Genomic DNA, 21,683 nt, shown 5'->3' on the forward strand with positions numbered 1-21,683 from the left:
ATCAATCCTCTGCCCGGGGCACCAAGGCCACGGGTCGGTGCTGCAGCGTCACGCCCTGCGCTTGATAACTGCGCCAGCGATCGCGCGCCCGCGCGCGCCGCGCCGGATCGGCATCGACGACTTCATCCACTTGAACCCGATCGGCCACGCGCTCGATCAACCGATCCGACAGGTTCAACACCGCATCAAAGCCGCCTGCAACCGCATCGACGCCTAAAAAGACCGGAGCATGGGCGCTGTCTTCCGGGTCAGCCGTGTGTGGCACAAACGCGTCGCTGCGATAGCCCCAGAGGTACTCGTCGAAATATTCGAGCTGGTCATGATCCTGAAAAACCACATACAACATCTGCTCAGAAGCCGCCGCCTGGGCGCAGAGTTCCGCCGCGTAGTACCAATAGGCCTCGGGATCCGGATCATCGATCAAATGAAATACCACCGCCGTCATTCTGCCTGCCTCTCCGATCCGCTTCGTGGCGTTCAAGCCTGCGGCCACACAAGACCGGCGCCGCGCGAGCGCGTATTATGCCGCACAACACCGCCTACCGTCCGGCTTCCCCATGCGTGAACGCTCTTCCACGATGATTGCGACCCTACTCTGGCTGCTCGTACTCGCCGGCTTGGCGACGGCGGTGATCTGGATTGGCCCCGATCGTCTCATCCAACCGTGGCAAATGCTTTCCTGGCCCGCCATTTTGCTGGCGCTGGGGCTGATGAGCTTGAGCTACTGGCTGCGCGCCCTGCGTATCCAGCGCTATTTTCTCACCGAGTTACGCGGCCAATTTTGGCCTTGTCTTCGCCTCACGACCTGGCACATTCTGCTGAATAACCTGCTCCCCATGCGCAGCGGGGAACTGAGCTTCCCCGTATTGATGCAACGATACTTTGGCCTGCCCGCTACCCGCAGCGTGCCGGTGTTGCTCTGGTTTCGCCTGTTGGATCTTCAAGTGTTGGTGCTGATTGGGCTCGGAATCGCCATTCTAGGCAGCGGTCTGTCCGAACTTTGGCTTTTGCCGGTGGGACTGCTCTTGCCCGCGCCACTTGTCGTTTATTGGTTGCGCGTTCCGCTCAAAAACTGGCTCATTCGTCGGCCAGCACGAGCCTGGAAGGCACCGCTACTTGCTGGCATCGACAGCCTGCCGCAGCATCCACGCGCACTGCTCGCCGCGCTGGGCTGGACACTCGCCAATTGGATTGTGAAAGTCGGCACGCTCGCCTGGCTACTCAGTCAATGGCTGCCGGTGTCGATTCCCGGCGCGCTGGCCGGTGCCATCGGCGGGGACTTGACGACCATTCTCCCCATCCACGCACCCGGCGGTTTTGGCACATTTGAAGCGGGGGTCATCCTCGCCCTGCAGCCGTTTACCGGGCATCTTCCCGCCATCGCGGCGGCGGCCCTCAATCTCCATTTATTTCTGCTCAGCAGTTCGGTGCTCGCCAGTGTATGGGCGCTGTGGATTCGCATACCGCGCCCCACAGCCACCCAGAACGCCAGGGAACGATTCGAGTAACAACCGCCTCACGCGCCACGGGTCGCGGATTTTTCAAATAAATCCAAGGCCTTCTTCACTTCCGCGACATAGGTCAGCGCCGGACCACCGCCCATCAGAATCGCCACCTGACAGACTTCGATGATTTCCGCATGCGTACCGCCGGCTTGCATCACTTTGCCGACATGAATCCCGATGCAATACGCGCAGCGGGCGGTAATCGCCATGCCCAAGGCAATCAGTTCCTTGGTTTTCCCATCCAGCGCCCCCGGGGATAGCGCCGTCTCCATGAACTGATTAAAGGCTGCCACGGTGTTGGGCGCTTCTTGCGAGAGCATGCCCATGCCTTGTTTGAAATCGTGCAGGGTTTGATTCATATCTGTCGTCATCACAGCCTCCCGACTGGTGTTCACTGAGACGCCAATATATTCAAACATCCCCCTCAAAGGTATGACAAAGCGATTCCGGGTGAAAATCCACGCCAATAAAAACAAAAAGCCCTCCGGAATCCGGAGGGCTTTAGTCTACTGATCAGAGCCGAGGATTACTCTTCGCCGACCACAACGACCTTGATCATTGCATCCACATCGGTATGCAGATGCACCGCAACCTCAAACTCGCCAATCGTGCGCAGGGCACCATCGGGCAGGCGAACCTGGCGTTTTTCGATGTGCACATCGTAAGCTGCCGTAACCGCCTCAGCGATTTCCGCCGTACCCACGGAGCCGAACAACTTGCCTTCGGCGCCCGCTTTCACCGCGATAGTAACCATCGCTTCCGCCAGCTTTGCGGCCAACGCCGTGGCGGTCGCCAAATCTGCTGCCGCCTGACGCTCAAGCTCTGCGCGCCGCGCTTCGAACTCTGCCAGATTCGCCTTGGTAGCCGCCTTGGCCTTGCCGTAGGGAATCAAGAAGTTACGCGCATAACCCGGACGCACATTGACCACATCGCCCAAGGTGCCGAGATTTTCTACTTTATTCAACAAAATGACTTGCATGATGAATTCCTAATATAAACCGGTGACAACCGCCGGATTAGTGGCGATCGGTGTACGGCAGCAACGCCAGGAAGCGGGCGCGCTTGATCGCCGCTTGCAATTGACGCTGGTAACGGGCAGCCGTACCGGTCACGCGCGCCGGAACGATCTTTCCGGTTTCGGTCAGGTACTGTTTCAGGGTATCGATATCTTTGTAATCGATTTGAACGACATTTTCTGCGGTAAAGCGGCAAAAACGCTTGCGACGGAAAAAACGAGACATAACTTACAAGCTCCCCTGAAACTTATTCGGCAACATCGGCGCGTTCGTCACGCGACGCAGTGGATTCATCGTCATCGCGATCGAAACGACCACCGTCTTGCTCATCGTCACGGCGACGCGGACGGCGTTCGTTTTCTTTTTCACGCAGGATGATAGACGCCTCGGTTTCGGCACCGTCCATGCGCGTGGTCAAATGCCGCAGAACTGCGTCGTTGAAACGGAAGGCTTCCTCCAGCTCATTCAGCGCGGCCTGGCCGGTTTCGACATTCATCAGCACATAATGGGCTTTGACGAGTTTGTTGATGGGATAAGCCAGCTGGCGACGCCCCCAGTCTTCCAGACGGTGGATTGTCCCGCCAGAAGACTCGATGATGCCGCGATAACGCTCGATCATGGCGGGCACTTGTTCGGACTGATCCGGGTGAACCATGAACACGATTTCATAATGACGCATAATGAACCCCTGTGGTTGATAAAGCAGCCTGCCGTATGCGTAACGGTCAGGCAGGAGAAATGAAGCCGCGCATTCTAGTGAAAACCTTGCGTCAAAACAACCACAAAAGCGCAGAGATTTAAAGCACAGGGCGCACATGATGTGCCGTCATGCGGCCTGTGCGACACTGGCGGTGAGTTTTTTCAGGAAGACAGAACTTCATGGTCATGCTGCCCAACGCCCCGCTGGATCTGGTCGAGCGCTTGCCTGCGGCGGTGCTTGTCATTGCCGGGCGCCGGTTCGTCTATGCGAATCCTTCGGCACTGGCGTTTATGCAGGCAGAAAATCCATCGGAATTGATTGGCCGGGAAGTATTTGAATTTCTGCACCCGCTGGATGCGCCGCGAATTCTGGCCCGTATCCGGCGCGCGGTATCCAGCACCAACCGCACCAATCCGCCCACGGAATATCGCGTTTACACCTGCCGGGGAGAGATGCGGGTCATCGGCATGACCAGCACTTCCTATAACTACCGGGGGGAAGCTGGTCTTTTGGCCTGCTTCATCGATCTGACCGAGCGATCACAACTCGAAACCCACTTGCGGGCGACCGAAGAACAATTTCAGCGGATGATGAACACCATGCAAGATGTGTTCTATCGCACCGATGCCGAAGGAATCACCCGCTATGTTTGCCCCGCCGTGCAACAGGTGCTGGGATATACCGCCGAGGAAATCATTGGCAAACCGGCTGCGGATTTTTATCCACACCCATCTGATCGGGAACAGCTGAAACAGGCCATTATGGCGCAGGGTTTTGTGCGGGATTTTCCCGGCCAGATGCGTCGAAAGGATGGACAAATCATCGACATTTCCATCAGCAGCACGATCCTGCTCGATGAAGAAGGCAAGTTTGCGGGGGTTGAAGGAATTTGGCGCGACATTACCGAGCGCCGCAATCTGGAGCGCGAACTGGAACGCCGCGCCACCACGGACGAACTCACCGGCATCGCCAACCGACGCACGATCCTGGAGACCCTAGGCAGCGCGTTTGAGCGTTATCAGCGCAAGCACCGCCCCCTGGTCGTGCTGATTTTGGATCTGGATTTTTTCAAACGGATCAATGACGACTATGGTCATGTGGCCGGTGATCGCCTACTCAAGGCGATCGTGCACGCCATCCAGCAGGAGATTCGCACCATCGACCACTTTGGGCGCCTCGGCGGCGAAGAATTCATTATTGTGCTGGAAGATACACCGCGCGACTCGGCCACTGCGATTGCCGAACGCATCCTCGATCGCGTGCGCCATACCGCATTCGATTTAGCCCTAGCGCAACCGGTTCACATCACGCTGAGCATTGGCGCCACCGCCGCGCTTCCGACCGATCGTCACCCCACCCATCTGCTCGAACATGCGGACGCCGCGCTTTATGCCGCCAAAGAAGGCGGACGCGATCAACTCCGCTGGCACACGCCCCCCGTTTCCGCCGTCTTGGCTTGACAATAACGGTCAATCTGTACAGCCAGCGGTTCATCGGCCAAACACGCGCCTTCTGCACGCGCGGCGCGTTCCATGTGCTGGAGCCGACGAATAAATTTTTCGTTGGTAGCCTGAAGGGTCTGAGCCGGGTCGATCTGCAACTGCCGCGCCAGATTGACCAATGCAAAAAGGGCATCACCCAGTTCTTCGGCCATATTGGCTCCATCCTGCCGCGCCATGGCATCGGCCAATTCCACCAGCTCTTCCTGCAACTTACACCAGCCATCCGCCACCGACGGCCATTCGAATCCAATGGACGCCGCCGCCTGCTGTAACGCCAGCGCCCGCTGAATAACCGGCAGGTCATCCGGAATCTTGTCGAACAGGGAAATGCCGCTCACCGCCCGCGCCCAGCCAGCGCCACCTGCCCGCCTTGATCTGCGTGATAGGACGAACGCACCATCGGCCCGCTGGCCACATGGGTAAAGCCCATGGCCTCGGCGCGCTGCTGCCACGCCTGAAACTCGGCCGGTGTGACAAACCGCGCGACGGGCAAGTGATGACACGACGGCTGCAGGTATTGCCCCAGCGTGAGCATATCCACGCCATGCGCCCGCAGATCGGCCAGCACGGCCGCCAGTTCGTCATCCGTTTCGCCCAGGCCAAGCATCAGGCCGGATTTGGTCGGCACCTCCGGGCAGTGGGTCTTGATCGCCGACAAGAGCGCCAGCGAACCCGCATAATCCGCGCCGGGGCGCGCCGCGCGATAGAGCCGAGGAACCGTTTCCAGGTTGTGATTGAACACATCGGGGGGATCGGCCGCCAGCAAGGACAGCGCCGCCCGTTCACGCCCACGAAAATCCGGCGTCAGGATCTCGATGGTCAGGCCAGGACAAGCCGCCCGCAACGCCCGGATCACGGCGGCAAAATGCCCTGCGCCACCATCGCGCAGATCATCCCGATCGACCGAGGTCACCACCACATACCGCAGCCCCATGGCCGCCACCGTCGCGGCCAGCCGAACCGGCTCCTCGGGATCGACCGGTCGGGGCTTGCCGTGTGCCACATCACAAAACGGGCAACGCCGGGTGCAAATATCGCCCAGAATCATGAAAGTTGCCGTGCCGCCGGCAAAGCATTCGCCCAAATTCGGGCAATTCGCCTCCTCGCACACCGTATGCAGCCCCTGTTCGCGCAAAATCCCTTTGAGCCGCTGGACTGCCGGCGCGCCCTGCGGTTTGGCGCGAATCCACTCCGGCTTGCGGGGCGGGTTGACAGTCGGCTCGATCTTGACCGGGATCCGTGAAACCTTATCCGACGAACGCATCGTCGGTGTAATCGGCACCGGCGTCATCGGGGATTGAGAATCATCCATCATCAAACACTCCCGCTCGGCTGTGATTGGGTCGAAATACCCACAGCCGTCAAAAATGGAGAAGGGGCTGGATTCAGCTGAAGCGATCGTCCCAGCAATCGAGCCAGATGCGCAATCAGCGCCTGAGTCATCGCCTCAACCCAACCCGGCTGCCAACGATCGGCCAGGATCTGCCGACAATCCGTGACGGCCAAGCCAGCGTAACCGCAGGGGTTGATCCGGGAAAAAGGTGCCAAATCCATCGCCAGATTACAGGCCACGCCGTGATAACAACGCCCCTGCCGCACCTTCAAGCCCAGTGCCGCAATTTTACCGGCCGCCACATACACGCCCGGCGCACCCGACCGGCGGTGCGCCGGAACACCCCAGTCGGCCAGCATATCCAGCACGGCCTGCTCCAGCAATTCGACCATTCCGCGCACGCCAAGCCCCGCGCGCGCCAGATCAATCAGTGGATACAACACGATCTGCCCCGAGCCGTGATAGGTCACCTGCCCGCCCCGATCTGTCGGCACGACAGGAATAACCCCGGCATCCAGCACATGCGCTGCCTGACCATTCAAACCTTGCGTGAACACGGCAGCATGCTGGAGCACCCAGAGTTCATCAGGGGTATCGGCCATTCGCGCGGCTGTAAACGCCCGCATAGCCTGGAGCACGGGCAGGTAGGGCACATCGACGCCCAGCAAACGCAATGCGAGCGCGGCACCGTGCTCACAGGCACATTTTGACATCTGGGTGTGCGGTGATGGCGCGGTAGAGCGTGTCCAGCTCGGCGCGATGTTCAGCGGTGAAGGTCACCGTGAGCCCGATGAAATTGCCTTTGGCGCTGGGTCGAACCTGCCAGACGGTGTTGGCGCGCTCGCCAAGCACCTCGTGCACCAAGTCGCGCATCGCGGCTTCGAATGCGACCGTCGCCGGCCCCATGATTTTCAGGGGAAAGCGGCAGGGAAACTCCAGCAGCGTCTCGCGCTCGACGGCGGCTTCCTCCGCCGCGATGACTTCACGATGTTCCGGCGATGAAGGGGGATGCTCAGTCACTGGCTGACCTCCCGTTTGTAGGCGGCGAATGCGGCGGACAAACGCTGCCACACTTCGCCCGGTTTGCCATCCCCAACGACATGCTCATTGATCCGCGTGATGGGCAACAAATCCCGGGTGGAGCTGGTCACAAACACCTCTTGCGCGTCAAACAGCCGATCAATCGGAATCGGGGTTTCCACGACCGGAATCAGCCGATCCCGCTGAATCAGATCAAGGAGCGCCTGGCGCGTCACTCCGCCCAGAATATGGACACCGAGCGGAGCCGTAATCAAATCCTCGTCAATCACGGCAAACAAATTGGATGCGGCGCCTTCCAGCGCCATGCCCTCGCGGACGAGAATCGCCTCCGCTGCCCCGGCCGCAACCGCTTGCTGCCGCGCCATGATATTCGGCAACAGGTTGACCGATTTAATATCGCAGCGCCCCCAGCGCAAATCCGGCACCGTAATCGCGCGGGCGCCTGACTTGAGCACAGTCGGCGACACAGGCTGCAACGGCGAGGCGCTGGCAAGCACGGTGGGCGCGACGGGCGGATTCGGGTAGGCATGATCCCGCTTCGCCGGCGCGCCCCGCGTGACCTGAATGTAGATTGAAACATCGTCAGTGGCACAGTCGGCCACCAACCGCGCCAGCACATCGAGCCACGCTTGGCGCGACAAAGGATTCTCAATCCCAATTTCATGCAGGCTGCGGGTCAGACGATCCAAATGGGGCACGGCACCGAACAACCGACGCCCAAAAGCGGGAATCACTTCATAGACACCATCACCGAACAAAAAACCCCGGTCGAACACCGAAACCTTTGCCGCCTCAGGCGCCACCCATTGCCCGTTGAAATAAACCTGTGTCATGCCTTGCCATTTCGTATGAATGCCCGATCGGGCGAGTACGCATTTTGCCAGAATGGCATCGATCGCGGGCAGATCAACCGCCGGTCATCGACATAAATCGAATGACTTTTTCCGGCTTATCCTGAAATTCATGCCGCTCGGGCTTGAGGCCAATGGCACTAATGAGCGCCGCTTTGAGTTCGTCATCCGGAATCCCCTTGCGCAACAAGGGGCGGAATGAGAAGTGGTGCTCCTGCCCCAGACACATATACATCGTGCCATCGACGGCCAGCCGGACGCGATTACAGGTGCCGCAGAAATGCTCGGACATCGGCGTAATAAACCCGATTTGGGTGGCTGTACCGGCCACCTGCAAATAACGCGCGGGCCCAGCGCCATCCACCGGATTGATGGCAGGAATCAGCGGATAGCGCTCAGCCAACCGCTGCTTGATGGTTTGCAGGTTGACATAATGATCCACGGCATCCCGGCCGGTGTCCCCCATCGGCATGGTTTCAATCAGACGCAACACGAAGCCATGCTCGATGCAGAACGCCAAAACGGATTCGACATCCGCCTCGTTCATGCCGCGCATGACCACCATATTGATCTTGATTGGCAAAAAGCCAACGGACTTGGCCGCCATCAAGCCAGCTAGGACTTTCTCCAGTTTGCCTTGCGTGACTTGTTTGAAACGCTCGGCATCCAGCGTATCCAGACTCACATTCAAACGGTTGACGCCCGCTGCATGCAAATCCTTCGCCATCGGCGCCAGCCGGGTCGCATTGGTGGAAAGCGCGAGGTCACGAATACCCGGCAGCGAGCGAATCGAACGGACGATATCGACAACCCCCCGCCGAACCAACGGCTCGCCGCCCGTCACGCGCACGCGCGCCAAGCCCATGTCCGCCATCACACCCAGGAGCCGCTCGATTTCTGCGACGGTCAACCAATGCGCGGGCTCTTCAAAATCCTTGAAGCCCTCCGGCATGCAGTAAAAACAGCGCAGGTCGCATCGGTCGGTGACCGACAAGCGCAAATAATCAATCCGGCGACCAAAAGGGTCGATCAATGCAGACATACTGACACCAAAAAAACGATAGCGTACTGTGCGGCGCGCATAGTCAGGTATAGACCAGCCCCTGTCAAAAAGACAGGGCAGGCACCCATTTCGTTCAACCTATTTTCTGCGGGTCAGGCAGTGGTCATTCAGCGGTCGGAGTGCGGAATGACCAACTCAGTGACGCTATGTGCAGGCGTTCGCTGGTTATCAGTGGATATAACGATACCGGAAAAAAAGGGAAACGCAAGCGCTATTTTCAAAAAAACCTATTGCTCAACTTTTCCCAACACCTCAAGGCATCAACGCAGCCAAGTTCCGGATTTGCCGCCGCGTTTTTCCAGAAGCCGCGTGCTCTCAATTTCCATGCCTCGATCCACCGCCTTACACATGTCGTAGAGTGTGAGCGCCGCCACGGAGGCCGCCGTCAAGGCTTCCATTTCCACCCCCGTCTGCCCCTGCAAGCCGCATTCCGCCACGATATGCACCCCGGAACGCTCATGATCCGGCGTGAGCTGTACCGAGACTTTGGTCAGCAGCAGCGGATGACACATCGGGATCAATTCCCAAGTCTTTTTCGCCGCCATAATGCCGGCCACTCGTGCCACCGCGAGCACATCCCCCTTCTTGTGACCGCCTGAGACGATTAAGGCCAAGGTTTCCGGCTGCATGCGGATAAACGATTCCGCCCGCGCCACGCGCAGGGTCGAGGCTTTATCGCCGACATCCACCATCCGTGCGGCGCCCGTTTCATCGAGATGGGTCAGCCCCGTTGATTCACTCATGAAAACCATCCGTCAAAGGGAAAATAATCTACCGGGCTTCCCGCCGAAAGCCGCTGATCCGGCGGAACCAAGGCCACGCCGTCCGCCCAGGCCAGCGAACTCAGCAAGCCCGAGTTTTGATTGGGGAAAATCTCAAGCGCCGTTTCACCCGAGGGTGAAAGCACCCGCCGAACGCGGATGAACTCCGGGCGATCACCGGCCACATAATCCGTAGCCAAAGGCAAGCGGATGACGGGCGAATCCAGCCCCGCATCCGCGCCTTGTATCGCCCGCAACGCGGGACGAACAAAGAGCTGAAAGGTCACGAAGGTCGAGACCGGATTGCCCGGCAAACCAATAAATGGCGTTTGCCCAACCCGGCCATAGGCCAAGGGTTTGCCCGGTTTCAAAAAGACCCGCCAGGCATCGATCGAACCAAGCTCAGACACCGCCGCCCGCACCAGATCGGCATCGCCCACGGACACCCCGCCCGAAGTGAGCAGCAAATCGACGCGCCCCGCCTGTTCGATCAGGGCGGATTTGATGGCCGCCAGATCATCGGGCAGAACGCCCAAATCAACGACTTCCGCACCCAACCGAGCCAGTGAAACACTCAGCAGCGGATGATTGGCGTCGTAAATCTTGCCCGGAGGCAAGGGCTGACCGGGCTCAACCAGCTCATCCCCTGTGGTAAACACCGCGACCCGAGGACGCCGCACCACCGGAACACTCGCCCGCCCCACCGAGGTCAAAAGCGCCAGCGCCGCGGCATCCAGCCGATGCCCCGCAGCCAATACCCGCGCCCCCCGCTGACTGTCCGCCCCCTGAGGACGAACCCCAGCTCCGGGCTTCATCGCCTCCTTCAACACAATCTGCCCTTGCTCGGCACTTACCGTGGATTCTTGCGCGACCACGGCATTGGCACCCACCGGTAGCGGCGCGCCGGTAAAAATTCGCCAGACGACCTGCTGATTCGGCAACTGCCCCGCCGGTTCACCGGCAAAGGTGGTGCCCGCCACATCGGCGACCCAATCGACGGCAGCCGGTGCGTGTAAGGCATACCCATCAAACAAGCTGACCGGTGCAGATGGCACATCCTGCTCGGCCACCACATCAACAGCCAAGTACCGCCCAGCGGCTTCGCGGACTGGAACCCACTCAAAATCCGCAATGCGCGGCATCTGCGCCACCAGTCGATGCTGGGCGCTCGATAAAGATTCCATGCCCCCTCCCATTTACACGACAGACGCCGGGAATTCCGCAAACCAACGCGCCCGCGCCTGTTCGTCACTTTCCCGCGCGTCCACCCAACGCGTCGCGCCCGATGGATCGGTCTCTTTTTTCCAGAACGGCGCGTGGGTTTTTAAATAATCCATCATGAAACTACAGGCATTCAACGCATTCTGCCGATGCGCACTGGCCACAGCCACCAGAACGATTTGATCCGATGGAAAAAGCTCGCCGATGCGGTGCACGATGGTAATACCAGCCACCGGCCAACGCCGTTGCGCCTCCTCGGCCACCCGCTGCAGGGCGCGTTCGGTCATTCCGGGATAATGCTCCAGGCTCAAAGCCACCACATCCCGCGATTCATTCATATCGCGCACCGTACCCAAAAAACAAGCCACTGCCCCGACATGTGCGCAACGAGCCCGCAGCGCCTGCAGCTCTGAATTCACATCAAAATCAGCATCCTGAACAACGATTTTCATAGCCCACCTAACAAAGGATTCCCTTCCAGCAGGAACAGAGCGTGAATCCGCCCAAGGGAACCCCAGAAATCTTTTAATGACCCATAGAAACACTCAGGGACGCCGCAGATTGTATATTAGTACGGCCTGATGTAGATTCTCGCGACTCGCAAGGGTTCATGATCGAATTTAGTGATCGTAAATCAATACAGATTGATTGACCAAATCCGTCGATCCATGAAAAATGCCGAGTCTTGTTTGAATGTGCGACTCAATGAAAACAGGGGGCGCACAAAAACAGCGCGCAGGATTCCGTTGTCGGAGAACGGGTTCCTGCCGGTCGGATCGACCTCGATCCAAGCAATTGCCTACAGTGCAGGAGTGAGCAATGTCAGAAAACATGAATAGCCCCGTTCCCGAGGGTGCAAACAAAGCAGGTGTTGCGTCGAGCGATCGTCGTAGCTTCCTGCGCAAAAGCGTTGCCTTGGCAGCCGGCGGTGCGGCTGTTGCCGCTACCGGCACTGCCAATGCCGGCGATGGCCTGAAAACCTGGACCGAACCGTTGAAGAATGAACCGACTCGCCACATCCTGGGGCGCGGCGTGGTCTCTATTCCTTACGGCCTTCCGTCCAAGTATGAAGCGGGCGTTGTTCGTCGCAATGTCGGCTGGCTGACTGCAGACACCATTGCGTCCATCAGTTTCACCCCGTGGCAAGACCTGCACGGCATCATCACCCCGAACGGCCTGCACTTTGAGCGCTATCACGCCGGCGCGGTGGATGTTGACCCGAGCCAACACCACCTCGTGGTACATGGCATGGTCAAACAACCGATGATTTTCACGGTCGATGACCTCAAGCGCCTGCCTTCGCACACCGCCATCCACTTCCTCGAATGCCCCGCGAACGGGGCCATGGAATGGCGCGGCGTGCAAATGGACTCCATCCAATTCACCCACGGCATGATGAGCTGTTCCGAGTGGACCGGCGTCAAACTGACCACCCTGATGGAAATGGTTGGCGTTGATCCCAAAGCCACCTGGTTGTATGGCGAAGGCACTGACGGTTCCGCGTTGCAACGCTCCATCCCTATGGAAGGCGCTGTCGATCAACACGGCCGTCCAATGCCAGCAGCCTATACCAGCCACTACCGCGATGCGATGGTGTGCTATGCCCAAAACGGCGAAGCGCTGCGCCCGGAAAACGGCTATCCGATCCGTCTGCTCGTTCCCGGCTTCGAAGCCAACATCAGCACCAAGTATCTGCGTCGCCTGATGTTCGTCGACAAGCCGCTGGTGACTTACCAAGAAACCAAGCACTACATCGAAGTACTGCCTAACGGCATGATTCGCCAGTTTGACCTCGTGAATGAAGCGAACTCGGTCATCAACTACCCCTGCCCGGACTACAAACTGAACGGCAAAGGCACCTACGAAATTCGCGGGATCGCCTGGTCAGGCTACGGCAAAATTGCCCATGTCGATGTCTCCGTCGATGGTGGCAAAAACTGGACGCAAGCCAATCTGGTCGAACCCGTACTGAGCAAGTGCCTGACTAAATTCACCCTGCCATTCGAATGGGATGGTCAAGAAGCGCTGATCATGAGCCGCGCAACCGATGAGACCGGCTATGTCCAGCCGACACTCAAGCAACTGCGTGAAGTTCGTGGTTACAACAGCATCTATCACAAGAATTCAATTCAGGTCTGGAAAATCGAGAAGACCGGCGAGGTGAAGAATGTCCAAATCGAAAATGTCTAACTGGAGCCTGGGGCTGGCTGCAGCCGCTGTTGCACTTGGTTTGAGCGCGGGCAATGCCTTCGCTTACGACGCTGCTGCGCTCAAGGGCACCCCGAAAGTCACGGGCGTTGGCATGAACATCACCGATGCCGCCATCAAGCCGTGGAACATCAGCTACTTCTACGATGGCACGAACCTGCCAGACGGTAAGGGCACGGTCAGCGCCGGTGAAAAAATCTACAACGAACAATGCGCGATGTGCCATGGTGACTTCGGTGAAGGCGCACACGGCTATCCCAAAATGGTTGGCGACCCCATCGACCAGTTCGAAGCTTCTGCGAAGGCAGGTGTCGACGCGGTGAGTAACCGTGGCCTGAACAACAACTGGGGCAACGCACCCACGCTGATGGACATGATTCACCGTCATATGCCGTTCTATGCACCTGGCACGCTGACCGTGGATGAAGCCTACTCTGTGACTTGCTATGTCATGAACCTGGCCAGCATCCCGGGCGTGGGCGATGATTTCGTCTGCGACAAAACCTCGCTGCCGAAGATCAAGATGCCGGCTGAGCCGTACTATGTGACCAACTCCGGTCCGGATACCGCGAACCAGCGCTGCATGAAAGACTGCTACAAAGGCACGCCGTTCATCGTAGAGAAAGCGGCGACGATTGGCGATGTCAGCGTCGGTAAAGTGAAGAAGAAAGACGACCACTAATCCCGGTCTGATCTAAGCAAAAGCCCCCGACTGGTTCGGGGGCTTTTTTCATTTCAGGCACCACGGTAACCAGAAAGGCACCGTGTCAGGCGTGGATGTCAGGCTGTCCGCTCACACCGATCCGGGGGATCAGCAATCTCGCCGCAAACTGGATTGCCGGAAAATTAGGGGCGGATCGCGGCGCTGACTGAAAACGCACCACGAATATCCCCTTTTTCATAACCAATGGCTTCATCCTTCGGATAGAGGCTACGAATCTTTTCCAGAACAGCCGGTGCAACCTGCGTTCCGTGGCAAGTCAAGCACACTTCATCCGTGGGAATGGCTTTCATCACACGCAAGGTCGGCTGGCCTTGCACTTCGACCACCTGATGCCAAACCATGTCCCCGATCGGCTTGCCGGCCGCTTTCTCTGCGGCGAATTGCTCCAGCACCGTTTTTTCCCAGGCAGTAGGCGCCATCGCGCGGGGTTTCAGGCTGGTACGATGAATCTCTAGTCCGTATTTTTCGCCGACATCTTTGGCAATCTTCGGCGCTTCCGTATGACAAACGGGAATCGCAGCCATGGGGCCGCCCGCCTTCATGGCAGTTTGTAACGCCGTTTTCAGGGTGACGGCGTAGTCTTTGATCGCTTCCTGGGCGCGCAACATGGTTGCCTTTTCCGCCTCGGGTGAGGGGTTAGCAAAAGCCGCCAGGGGCAACATACCCAAAACAACCGCAGCGATAGGCGCACGAACCGTTTTCATACCAAACTCCTTAAAGGTGTGAGAAGAAAAATTCTTACGCCAAAAAGCATACTGCAATCCTCGGACAAATCTCACTGCCATCACAATAATTTATCGACCCGAGGAAATTAATATCCTCGCTGATAAATCGAAGATAAAAACCATCAACGAAATCAAAGACTCTGCGGCATAAGCCAATTGATGCGCGCAGGCATAGGTCTCACTGATGGCACTCCAGATCACATAGGCATGAAGCGTTCCTTTCATAACGGCTCTCGGTCAGCACGCCCCTGGCATCATCCCCCGACGCGACGCTGTACCGAAGCCACGCTCGACAAACTTTGCAGCCGTTTGATCAGCGGGGTCGAATCGATGACCGCCGGTAATTCGAGCGTCAACGCCAAATCCGTCAAGCCGCTATTGCGCTCCAGACGGGAACGGCTTTCAACGACCCGCGCTTTAAACGGCGCCAGCACGGCACCGAGATCGCTCCAGAAGGACTCCATGCCATCAATCAGCAATTCCAGCGAAAGCAGATCCTGCCAGCGCGCCCCGTCACTCGGCCACTGCACTGCCAGAATACGCTCGGGAAACTCCGCCGCGAGCCGGACAATGTTCGGGCAACTCTGCCGATGCAGTTTCAAGCCTTGCCCGCGGGTAATGAACGCCAGCACGGTATCGCCGGGGCGCGGATGACAACACCGAGCCGGGCTCGCGGGCATGCCATCAAACGAAAGATCCGCCGCCTGCCCATGCCCATGCAGCACCGGCGCAGGCAGTGGCGCGACAGGCGGTTGCCGCAGTTGCCGTACGGCCTGCAGGATCGCCGTCGTCGATAAGCGATGTGTGCCGAGCGCTTCGAACAGCACCTCCTCGCTTTTGACTTTCAGCGCAACCATCAATTCGGCGCGCTCGACACGGCTCACCGCCAAGCGTCGAAACAGCCGATCGGCAATCCCCTGCCCGATCTCCCGCGCCGCGCGAATCTCCTGCTGGTGAAAGTAATTGCGTACTTTGCCGCGCGCACTGGCCGAGGTCAGATACCCCGCACCGGCTTGTGCCCATTCCCGGCTGGGCGCAGCCTGAGGTTGTGTAAGAATTTCCACCCGATCGGCCTGCTGCAAGACGGTTTTGATTGGCACGATCTGGCCATTGATCTTCGCGCCCCGACAACGATGCCCCAACAAGGTGTGAATTCGGTACGCATAGTCCAACACCGTGGAACCGGCCGGCAGCGCAATCAGATCGCCCTGGGGCGTAAAAACAAACACTTCGCGGGACTGTGTGTAGGCTGGCTCTCCCTCTGCCAGCGCCAAGCGCAAGCGGTTCAATTCTTCCGCAAACGGATCGACCGCCCCGCCCCCTTCTTTGTAGCGCCAGTGCGCCGCCACACCCAGTTCGGCTTGCGCATGCATGGCCGGCGTGCGAATTTGCACCTCCACCGCCTTACCATCCAGCGCTCGCACCGCAGTGTGCAGAGATTGATAGCCATTGGGCTTGGGGCGCGCGATGTAATCGTCATACTCCCCCTCGATCGGCGAATACAGGCTATGCACCACACTTAACGCGGCGTAGCAGTCTTCAACGCTCGGCACCTCGATTCGCAAGGCGCGCACATCGAATAATCGGTCAAAATCCAGGCGTTTTCGCTGCATTTTGCCGAAGATGCTGTAAATGTGTTTGGGGCGGCCATACACGATCGCCGCAATCCCCGAACGATCCAGCGCGGTAGAGAGTGCCGCCTTGACCTCCGCCAACCACGCCTCGCGTTCGGCGCGGCGTTCATCAATCAGCCGGGCAATCCGCTGGTAGGTGTGCGGCTCCAAAAACCGGAACGCCAAATCCTCCAGCTCCCACTTGATTTGCCCCAGCCCCAACCGATGCGCCAAAGGGGCATAAATATCCAGCGTTTGCGCTGCCAGCAAGGAACGCTGCGGGTGATCGGGCACCTGACTCACGCCCCGCAATTCTTCCAAGCGATAAACGAGCTGGATCAAGATCACCCGCACATCCTGCACGGCGGACAACAGCAACCGGCGCAGATTTTCCAACCATTGCGCATTTTGCCCAGAACGATAGGACTGCAGCAGGGAATTCAATCGCCCGGCTTGCTGGAAACGCGCCGCCACCCGCTCGCCCAATTGCCGGGACAGGGATTCCGCCGTTGCAGGCGGTAGACGCGGATCGAGCAGCAGCCCCGTCAGCAGCGAATCCGCATCCGCGCCGAGTTCTTGCAATTTCAGGGCGACCCGTACGCCGCGCGGCACCGTGCTGACACCATCCCAAACATCGGCCGTGGCCGCACAGGCCAGGGCACAGCGCGCATCATCTGGCCATGCCTCACACAGTTCAGCACACAAGTCCTCTTGCGCAGCATTCAGCGCGTATTTCATGCACAATCTCACAGCAAGCGCCAACCGCCCGAAAGTATACGGCTTCCCGCCAACCTCTCCGTCCCCGTTTTCATCACAGGAGCTTCCGATGGGTACAGAATCGTTCGATCTACACGGCGAACATCACCGGATCAACCGCAACTCCTGGTTACGCGCCGCGGTCATGGGCGCGAATGACGGCATCGTCTCCGTCTCCAGTTTGATGCTCGGCTTCATCGCCTCCCAGGCCGATAATCAAACCATTGTCTTGGCCGGCCTCGCTGGATTGGTCGCGGGCGCCATGTCCATGGCGGCCGGTGAGTATGTTTCGGTTCAGTCCCAAAAAGATACCGAACAGGCCGATCTTGCGATTGAAGCCCATGAAATCAAGAAGAATTTTGAGTTCGAAAAACGGGAATTGGCGGCGATTTATGTTGAGCGTGGCCTCTCACCGGCGTTGGCCGACCAGGTCGCCCACGAGTTAATGGCCAAAGACCCGCTCGCCGCACATGCCCGAGATGAATTGGGCTTGCATGAAATCACCCGCGCCCGCCCCCTGCAGGCGGCCTTCTCCTCCGCGGCTGCGTTTTCTGTCGGTGCCGGCATGCCGCTGCTGACTGCGCTGCTGTTGCCCGGCCACTGGCTGTTTGTCGGCGTCATCGGCATGACCTTGCTGGCGCTCATTATTCTCGGCAGCCTCGCGGCCTGGACGGGCGGCGCATCCATCTCCCGTGGCGCAAGCCGGGTTCTCGTGTGGGGCATACTTGCCATGGCAGCCACCAGCGCCATCGGCCATCTGTTCGGCATCAATGCGGGCTAGCCACCCCACCACTTGCCAGACCACCCGGTTCGGCGGATAATTCGCAGCCCTTAGCGGGTGTAGTTCAATGGTAGAACTTCAGCTTCCCAAGCTGATAGCGAGGGTTCGATTCCCTTCACCCGCTCCAGAATTCCCAAAAACCACCCAGCAAGAACCACTCAGTTTGCGCCAAGGCACTGGGTGGTTTTTTTCTGAAAAATCACCTTCAAACACAAGGAATTCAACATGGGAAAAGCCAGGCTCGAAGCCTTCTCTGACGGCGTATTGGCGATTATCATCACCATCATGGTGCTAGAAATGAAGGTGCCACACGGAGATACTCTGGCTGACCTCGCCCCCTTGATCCCCGTCTTTCTCAGTTATGTGCTGAGCTTTATCTATGTGGGGATTTACTGGAACAACCATCACCATTTACTGCTGGCGGCCAAACACATCACCGGCGGGGTATTGTGGGCGAACCTGAATTTACTGTTCTGGCTGTCGCTGTTTCCTTTTGTCACCGGATGGATGGGCGAGAATCATTTTGCCGCACTGCCCACTGCGATTTATGGCGCTGTCCTACTGATGGCGGCACTGTCTTACTTCATACTGCAACAGCGCATCATGGCCAGTGACGGCGCACAATCCGTGCTCAAACGCGCCCTCGGCAACGATTGGAAGGGCAAGGTTTCTCCGCTGCTGTATCTTGTTGCCATCGGACTGGCATTCCTTTGGCCACTCGGATCGCAACTGATTTTTCTGGCTGTGGCCCTGTTATGGCTGGTGCCAGATCGACGTATTGAGCGGCATTTGAGCCCGCATACCAGCGACTGAACCGGCCAACGATCAAGGCGGGTGATCCCAGCCCTAGGCCGACACAAGGCTACAGGCCGGCGAATGGATGATCGCCTGTTCGATTTGCAGCGTGCTGTGGCCAATCCGAAACCGCTCGCGCAACTCTTGCCGCAACCGCTCCACCGCTGCATCCCCTGGGTGTCCTCCCGGCATAACCAAGTGCGCCGTCAAGGCCGTATGGGTTGTGCTCACCCCCCAGATATGCAGATCGTGCACATCGCTCACACCGGGCTGCGCCCGCAACCACTGCTGCACCTGCTCGATGTCGATCGACACCGGCACACCGGCAAGCGCCAGTTGTACGGATTCGCGCAACAATCCCCAAGTGCCGTAAACCACGACGGCCACGATAGCCAGACTGATCAACGGATCCAACACATTCCAACCCGTCGCAAAAATGACCAGCCCGGTCAGCACGACACCGAGCGAAATCAGCGCATCAGCCGCCATGTGTAGATAGGCGCCGCGCACATTCAGATCGTCGTGCCGACCGCGCATGAACAGCCAGGCCGACACCCCGTTGACCAGTACGCCGATCAAAGCCACGACGGACACGGTCATCCCGATAACCGGCGCTGGCGAAGCCAGCCGCAGAATGGACTCCCAGGCAATCGCGCCACAAACCAGGAGCAAGATCATGGCATTGAGCAAAGCCGCCAGAATGGTGCTGCCCCCCAAGCCATAACTGAAGCGCTGGGTCGGCGATTTTTTTGCCAACAGGGCTGCCCCCCAAGCCAGAACCAATGCCAACACATCCGACAGGTTATGGCCTGCATCGGCCAGCAGCGCCGTCGAATTGGCCCAATAGCCAAAAAAGAATTCAACCAAGACAAAGCCGAGGTTCAAACCGATCGCGAGCTGAAAGGCGCGCCCAAAATCGGTGGGTGCCGCGTGATGATGGCCGTGATCGTGGCTATGGCTATGGCTATGGCTATGGCTATGGCTATGGCTATGGCTGTGGCTGTGGCTGTGGTCGTGGTCGTGGTCGTGGTCGTGCAGCGACATTATTCAGCCTCCCCGATTGGTTCATCCACATGCACCAGCATATCGGTCAATAAATCCACCACATGCTGATCTGCCGCCCGGTAATAGACGAGCTTGCCTTGCCGTTCCGACGCCACGAGACGCGCCGCCCGCAACAGGCGCAAATGATGACTGACCAGCGAAGCACTAACCTGCAAGCGCCCCGCAATTTCCCCAACCGCCACCGGCGATTCTAGGCAAGTCAACACGATTTTCAGCCGGGTCGCGTCCCCCAACAAGCGGAACACATCGACCAACTGCACGATTTGAGATTCTGTTGCCTGCATCGAAACCAACAAACAAATGAACAAATGTTCAGTCATTATCTTAATAATTCCAGCCAAAGCAAGCCGACAATGCCCCGCCAGCGCACCGCATCTCCTACAATGGAGGCCATGAACCAAAGAGATTGTTTGATTATCGGCGGCGGTGTCATCGGGCTCGCGACCGCCTGGCATCTAGCGAACGCCGGGGCGCGGGTGACCTTGCTCGATCGCCAATCGACCGGACGAGAGGCGTCCTGGGCCGGCGGCGGGATTCTCTGCCCGCTGTATGGCTGGCGCTATCCGGCATCCGTCATGGCATTGGCCGCCGCAGGCATGCGGCGCTATCCCGAGTGGATAGCCCGCATCAAGGCACAGGCGAGCACCGATCCAGAATTTAGCCAACCGGGTCTGCTGATTCTCGACCCCCTGGCGGATGGCGCGCACAGAACCTCGGTAGATCAATGGGTAAATGAATATCGCCTGCGTGCCGAATGGTCAGCGGCCGACACGCATTTCAGCCATCTCTCTACCGACTCCGCGCTCTGGCTGCCGGAAATTCACGCCCTGCGCAACCCCCGCCTGCTGCGGGCTCTGCGCGAAGTCGCGTTGTCTGCCGGAGTCAACCTCATCGAACATGAAGCCGTGCACAGTTTGTGGGTCGAAGGCCGTCGCGTACGGGGCGCGAACACCCCGGAAGGCTCACTCCCGGCTGATTGCGTGCTGGTGGCCGCCGGTGCCTGGACCGGCCATTTAGTTCCGGGACTCACCCCCGCCCAGGTGTTCCCCGTACGCGGACAAATGCTACGCTTCGAAGCGCATCCCGGGATCGGCCTGCCGACGGTCATCATGGATCAGGGGATTTATCTGATTCCTCGGGCGGATGGCTCGGTGGTGGTTGGCTCCACCGTTGAGCATGCCGGTTTCGACAAACACCCGACCGCCGAAGCGCAAGCGCATTTGCATCGGGCGGCGATCGCCTTGTGGCCGAATCTGGCGCATGCGCAGGTTGCCCAGCGCTGGGCGGGCTTGCGTCCGGGCACGACCGATGAACGCCCGTTTTTGGGTGAACACCCGACCCTTGACGGACTATTCGTCGCGACCGGGTTTTATCGGAACGGTTTGGCGATGGCTCCAGCCGCCGCCGAGGCGATGAGTGCATTGATTCAGCAAAAAACGCCCGAACTGGACTTGAGCCCGTTCCGGCTGGATCGCCCCGGCGGCATTCCTCCGGCATTTCCTATGGGAAACGCTGAATAAGCCCTTCTCTGGATTTATTTCAAAAACTTCTGTCGCGGCGGGCTTGCGCCCGCTTTGCGTTGAAGCCCGCGACGGGCTTAGTTCATTGACGCGTTGCGTCGTGGCCGCGTATTCCCTCACGCACCAACCAATCACAGCGCGTCGTCGTTCTCCTCGCCCGTACGAATGCGTACCGCGCGCTCCACCGGCAGGATGAAAATCTTGCCATCCCCAATTTTCCCAGAATGGGCGGACTTGATGATGGCATCGAGCACCGCATCCACCTTGTCATCGGGAACCACGATCTCCAGCTTTATTTTCGGAAGAAAGTCCACCACATACTCGGCCCCACGATATAACTCGGTGTGCCCTTTCTGGCGACCAAAGCCTTTGACTTCCGTCGCCGTCATGCCATTGACCCCAATCTCCATCAAGGCCGTGCGCACATCATCCAAACGGAACGGCTTAATAATGGCTTCAATCTTTTTCATAAGAAATTCCCTGTGTGTCTACGCCTCGGCAGA

General features: G+C 58.7%; 26 protein-coding genes and 1 tRNA gene. 8 read left to right on the plus strand and 19 right to left on the minus strand.

Going from position 1 to position 21,683, the window contains the following annotated elements:
- Position 1 precedes the first annotated feature (1 nt).
- On the minus strand, positions 2-445 hold the full coding sequence (locus VOI35_RS05925; protein ID WP_407275150.1) for a DNA polymerase III subunit chi: 444 nt from the start codon (positions 443-445) through the stop codon (positions 2-4).
- A gap of 112 nt (positions 446-557) precedes the next feature.
- Between VOI35_RS05925 and VOI35_RS05930 the strand changes: the two genes are divergently transcribed.
- Positions 558-1,508, plus strand: coding sequence for a YbhN family protein (locus tag VOI35_RS05930; RefSeq protein ID WP_407275151.1), 951 nt, complete (start codon positions 558-560; stop codon positions 1,506-1,508).
- An 8-nt stretch (positions 1,509-1,516) separates the two neighbouring features.
- Here the strand turns inward: VOI35_RS05930 and VOI35_RS05935 are convergent, their stop codons facing one another.
- The 4 genes from VOI35_RS05935 to rpsF form a co-directional block, all read right to left on the minus strand.
- Positions 1,517-1,876 carry a carboxymuconolactone decarboxylase family protein gene (locus tag VOI35_RS05935; protein WP_407275152.1) on the minus strand — a complete coding sequence of 120 codons (360 nt, stop codon included), beginning with the start codon at positions 1,874-1,876 and terminating at the stop codon, positions 1,517-1,519.
- 155 nt (positions 1,877-2,031) lie between these two features.
- Positions 2,032-2,484: a 50S ribosomal protein L9 gene (gene rplI, locus VOI35_RS05940; protein ID WP_407275153.1), complete on the minus strand. Its 453-nt coding sequence runs from the start codon at positions 2,482-2,484 to the stop codon at positions 2,032-2,034.
- 37 nt (positions 2,485-2,521) lie between these two features.
- Positions 2,522-2,746 carry a 30S ribosomal protein S18 gene (rpsR, locus tag VOI35_RS05945; RefSeq protein WP_407275154.1) on the minus strand — a complete coding sequence of 75 codons (225 nt, stop codon included), beginning with the start codon at positions 2,744-2,746 and terminating at the stop codon, positions 2,522-2,524.
- A gap of 22 nt (positions 2,747-2,768) precedes the next feature.
- A complete protein-coding gene (gene rpsF, locus VOI35_RS05950) occupies positions 2,769-3,200 on the minus strand; it encodes a 30S ribosomal protein S6 (protein ID WP_407275155.1) in 432 nt (143 codons plus the stop codon).
- A gap of 200 nt (positions 3,201-3,400) precedes the next feature.
- Here rpsF and VOI35_RS05955 point away from each other — a divergent pair, with 200 nt between their 5' ends.
- Complete coding sequence (locus VOI35_RS05955) at positions 3,401-4,681, plus strand: diguanylate cyclase (RefSeq protein WP_407275156.1); 1,281 nt, start codon at positions 3,401-3,403, stop codon at positions 4,679-4,681.
- Here VOI35_RS05955 and VOI35_RS05960 read toward each other — a convergent pair.
- The 9 genes from VOI35_RS05960 to moaE all read right to left on the minus strand — a co-directional run bounded on the left by VOI35_RS05960 (position 4,636) and on the right by moaE (position 11,445).
- Complete coding sequence (locus VOI35_RS05960; protein WP_407275157.1) at positions 4,636-5,061, minus strand: MazG nucleotide pyrophosphohydrolase domain-containing protein; 426 nt, start codon at positions 5,059-5,061, stop codon at positions 4,636-4,638. The two genes, VOI35_RS05955 and VOI35_RS05960, sit on opposite strands and share 46 nt — an antisense overlap.
- Positions 5,058-6,038 (minus strand): lipoyl synthase, encoded by a 981-nt coding sequence (gene lipA / locus VOI35_RS05965; RefSeq protein ID WP_407275158.1) that lies wholly within the window; start codon positions 6,036-6,038, stop codon positions 5,058-5,060. Before lipA ends, VOI35_RS05960 begins: the two co-directional genes overlap by 4 nt.
- Complete coding sequence (gene lipB, locus VOI35_RS05970; RefSeq protein ID WP_407275159.1) at positions 6,038-6,769, minus strand: lipoyl(octanoyl) transferase LipB; 732 nt, start codon at positions 6,767-6,769, stop codon at positions 6,038-6,040. The genes lipA and lipB overlap by 1 nt, the downstream gene beginning before the upstream one ends.
- Positions 6,750-7,076, minus strand: a complete 327-nt coding sequence (locus VOI35_RS05975; RefSeq protein ID WP_407275160.1) for a YbeD family protein — start codon at positions 7,074-7,076, stop codon at positions 6,750-6,752. The genes lipB and VOI35_RS05975 overlap by 20 nt, the downstream gene beginning before the upstream one ends.
- Positions 7,073-7,930 (minus strand): aminotransferase class IV, encoded by an 858-nt coding sequence (locus VOI35_RS05980; protein WP_407275161.1) that lies wholly within the window; start codon positions 7,928-7,930, stop codon positions 7,073-7,075. The genes VOI35_RS05975 and VOI35_RS05980 overlap by 4 nt, the downstream gene beginning before the upstream one ends.
- 73 nt (positions 7,931-8,003) lie before the next feature.
- The gene (gene moaA, locus VOI35_RS05985; RefSeq protein ID WP_407275162.1) at positions 8,004-8,990 is read right to left on the minus strand and encodes a GTP 3',8-cyclase MoaA; all 987 of its coding nucleotides are present in this window, start codon (positions 8,988-8,990) and stop codon (positions 8,004-8,006) included.
- A gap of 281 nt (positions 8,991-9,271) precedes the next feature.
- Positions 9,272-9,754, minus strand: coding sequence for a cyclic pyranopterin monophosphate synthase MoaC (moaC, locus tag VOI35_RS05990; protein WP_407275163.1), 483 nt, complete (start codon positions 9,752-9,754; stop codon positions 9,272-9,274).
- A complete protein-coding gene (glp, locus tag VOI35_RS05995; protein WP_407275164.1) occupies positions 9,751-10,956 on the minus strand; it encodes a gephyrin-like molybdotransferase Glp in 1,206 nt (401 codons plus the stop codon). The genes moaC and glp overlap by 4 nt, the downstream gene beginning before the upstream one ends.
- A 12-nt stretch (positions 10,957-10,968) precedes the next feature.
- Positions 10,969-11,445 (minus strand): molybdopterin synthase catalytic subunit MoaE, encoded by a 477-nt coding sequence (moaE, locus tag VOI35_RS06000; protein WP_407275165.1) that lies wholly within the window; start codon positions 11,443-11,445, stop codon positions 10,969-10,971.
- Positions 11,446-11,812: 367 nt separating this feature from the next.
- On the opposite strand from moaE, the gene soxC reads away from it, so the two are divergent.
- Positions 11,813-13,183 carry a sulfite dehydrogenase gene (gene soxC / locus VOI35_RS06005; protein ID WP_407275166.1) on the plus strand — a complete coding sequence of 457 codons (1,371 nt, stop codon included), beginning with the start codon at positions 11,813-11,815 and terminating at the stop codon, positions 13,181-13,183.
- Positions 13,161-13,883 (plus strand): c-type cytochrome, encoded by a 723-nt coding sequence (locus tag VOI35_RS06010; protein WP_407275167.1) that lies wholly within the window; start codon positions 13,161-13,163, stop codon positions 13,881-13,883. Before soxC ends, VOI35_RS06010 begins: the two co-directional genes overlap by 23 nt.
- Positions 13,884-14,047: 164 nt before the next feature.
- Here VOI35_RS06010 and VOI35_RS06015 read toward each other — a convergent pair whose 3' ends face one another.
- Both VOI35_RS06015 and VOI35_RS06020 read right to left on the minus strand, forming a co-directional pair.
- Positions 14,048-14,710, minus strand: coding sequence for a DUF3365 domain-containing protein (locus VOI35_RS06015; RefSeq protein WP_407275168.1), 663 nt, complete (start codon positions 14,708-14,710; stop codon positions 14,048-14,050).
- A gap of 194 nt (positions 14,711-14,904) precedes the next feature.
- Positions 14,905-17,001 carry a RelA/SpoT family protein gene (locus VOI35_RS06020; RefSeq protein WP_407275169.1) on the minus strand — a complete coding sequence of 699 codons (2,097 nt, stop codon included), beginning with the start codon at positions 16,999-17,001 and terminating at the stop codon, positions 14,905-14,907.
- An 88-nt stretch (positions 17,002-17,089) separates the two neighbouring features.
- Here VOI35_RS06020 and VOI35_RS06025 point away from each other — a divergent pair, with 88 nt between their 5' ends.
- The 3 genes from VOI35_RS06025 to VOI35_RS06035 all read left to right on the plus strand — a co-directional run bounded on the left by VOI35_RS06025 (position 17,090) and on the right by VOI35_RS06035 (position 18,613).
- Complete coding sequence (locus VOI35_RS06025) at positions 17,090-17,800, plus strand: VIT family protein (protein ID WP_407275170.1); 711 nt, start codon at positions 17,090-17,092, stop codon at positions 17,798-17,800.
- A 53-nt stretch (positions 17,801-17,853) separates the two neighbouring features.
- Positions 17,854-17,927 (plus strand) — tRNA-Gly (locus VOI35_RS06030).
- A 98-nt stretch (positions 17,928-18,025) separates the two neighbouring features.
- Complete coding sequence (locus VOI35_RS06035; protein WP_407275171.1) at positions 18,026-18,613, plus strand: TMEM175 family protein; 588 nt, start codon at positions 18,026-18,028, stop codon at positions 18,611-18,613.
- A gap of 33 nt (positions 18,614-18,646) precedes the next feature.
- Here the strand turns inward: VOI35_RS06035 and VOI35_RS06040 are convergent, their stop codons facing one another.
- The gene (locus VOI35_RS06040; RefSeq protein WP_407275172.1) at positions 18,647-19,639 is read right to left on the minus strand and encodes a cation diffusion facilitator family transporter; all 993 of its coding nucleotides are present in this window, start codon (positions 19,637-19,639) and stop codon (positions 18,647-18,649) included.
- Positions 19,639-19,980, minus strand: a complete 342-nt coding sequence (locus VOI35_RS06045) for an ArsR/SmtB family transcription factor (protein WP_407275173.1) — start codon at positions 19,978-19,980, stop codon at positions 19,639-19,641. Before VOI35_RS06045 ends, VOI35_RS06040 begins: the two co-directional genes overlap by 1 nt.
- Before the next feature lie 72 nt (positions 19,981-20,052).
- Here VOI35_RS06045 and thiO point away from each other — a divergent pair, with 72 nt between their 5' ends.
- Entirely contained in the window at positions 20,053-21,180 is a 1,128-nt protein-coding gene (gene thiO / locus VOI35_RS06050; protein WP_407275174.1) for a glycine oxidase ThiO, read from the plus strand.
- Positions 21,181-21,311: 131 nt separating this feature from the next.
- On the opposite strand, the gene VOI35_RS06055 is transcribed toward thiO, so the two are convergent.
- The gene (locus VOI35_RS06055; protein WP_407275175.1) at positions 21,312-21,650 is read right to left on the minus strand and encodes a P-II family nitrogen regulator; all 339 of its coding nucleotides are present in this window, start codon (positions 21,648-21,650) and stop codon (positions 21,312-21,314) included.
- Between the last annotated feature and the right edge of the window lie 33 nt (positions 21,651-21,683).

It is taken from the genome of Halothiobacillus sp. DCM-1, from assembly GCF_045689735.1.
Taxonomy (GTDB): domain Bacteria; phylum Pseudomonadota; class Gammaproteobacteria; order Halothiobacillales; family Halothiobacillaceae; genus Halothiobacillus.

Bases quoted from the DNA above. Each gene is read 5' to 3' on its own strand.
- VOI35_RS05925 (WP_407275150.1), bottom strand. From the start codon at position 445: ATGACGGCGGTGGTATTTCATTTGATCGATGATCCGGATCCCGAGGCC.
- VOI35_RS05930 (WP_407275151.1), top strand. From the start codon at position 558: ATGCGTGAACGCTCTTCCACGATGATTGCGACCCTACTCTGGCTGCTC.
- VOI35_RS05935 (WP_407275152.1), bottom strand. From the start codon at position 1,876: ATGACGACAGATATGAATCAAACCCTGCACGATTTCAAACAAGGCATG.
- rplI (WP_407275153.1), bottom strand. From the start codon at position 2,484: ATGCAAGTCATTTTGTTGAATAAAGTAGAAAATCTCGGCACCTTGGGC.
- rpsR (WP_407275154.1), bottom strand. From the start codon at position 2,746: ATGTCTCGTTTTTTCCGTCGCAAGCGTTTTTGCCGCTTTACCGCAGAA.
- rpsF (WP_407275155.1), bottom strand. From the start codon at position 3,200: ATGCGTCATTATGAAATCGTGTTCATGGTTCACCCGGATCAGTCCGAA.
- VOI35_RS05955 (WP_407275156.1), top strand. From the start codon at position 3,401: ATGGTCATGCTGCCCAACGCCCCGCTGGATCTGGTCGAGCGCTTGCCT.
- lipA (WP_407275158.1), bottom strand. From the start codon at position 6,038: ATGATGGATGATTCTCAATCCCCGATGACGCCGGTGCCGATTACACCG.
- lipB (WP_407275159.1), bottom strand. From the start codon at position 6,769: ATGTCAAAATGTGCCTGTGAGCACGGTGCCGCGCTCGCATTGCGTTTG.
- VOI35_RS05980 (WP_407275161.1), bottom strand. From the start codon at position 7,930: ATGACACAGGTTTATTTCAACGGGCAATGGGTGGCGCCTGAGGCGGCA.
- moaA (WP_407275162.1), bottom strand. From the start codon at position 8,990: ATGTCTGCATTGATCGACCCTTTTGGTCGCCGGATTGATTATTTGCGC.
- moaC (WP_407275163.1), bottom strand. From the start codon at position 9,754: ATGAGTGAATCAACGGGGCTGACCCATCTCGATGAAACGGGCGCCGCA.
- glp (WP_407275164.1), bottom strand. From the start codon at position 10,956: ATGGAATCTTTATCGAGCGCCCAGCATCGACTGGTGGCGCAGATGCCG.
- moaE (WP_407275165.1), bottom strand. From the start codon at position 11,445: ATGAAAATCGTTGTTCAGGATGCTGATTTTGATGTGAATTCAGAGCTG.
- soxC (WP_407275166.1), top strand. From the start codon at position 11,813: ATGTCAGAAAACATGAATAGCCCCGTTCCCGAGGGTGCAAACAAAGCA.
- VOI35_RS06010 (WP_407275167.1), top strand. From the start codon at position 13,161: ATGTCCAAATCGAAAATGTCTAACTGGAGCCTGGGGCTGGCTGCAGCC.
- VOI35_RS06015 (WP_407275168.1), bottom strand. From the start codon at position 14,710: ATGGCAGTGAGATTTGTCCGAGGATTGCAGTATGCTTTTTGGCGTAAG.
- VOI35_RS06020 (WP_407275169.1), bottom strand. From the start codon at position 17,001: ATGAAATACGCGCTGAATGCTGCGCAAGAGGACTTGTGTGCTGAACTG.
- VOI35_RS06025 (WP_407275170.1), top strand. From the start codon at position 17,090: ATGGGTACAGAATCGTTCGATCTACACGGCGAACATCACCGGATCAAC.
- VOI35_RS06035 (WP_407275171.1), top strand. From the start codon at position 18,026: ATGGGAAAAGCCAGGCTCGAAGCCTTCTCTGACGGCGTATTGGCGATT.
- VOI35_RS06040 (WP_407275172.1), bottom strand. From the start codon at position 19,639: ATGTCGCTGCACGACCACGACCACGACCACGACCACAGCCACAGCCAC.
- VOI35_RS06045 (WP_407275173.1), bottom strand. From the start codon at position 19,980: ATGACTGAACATTTGTTCATTTGTTTGTTGGTTTCGATGCAGGCAACA.
- thiO (WP_407275174.1), top strand. From the start codon at position 20,053: ATGAACCAAAGAGATTGTTTGATTATCGGCGGCGGTGTCATCGGGCTC.
- VOI35_RS06055 (WP_407275175.1), bottom strand. From the start codon at position 21,650: ATGAAAAAGATTGAAGCCATTATTAAGCCGTTCCGTTTGGATGATGTG.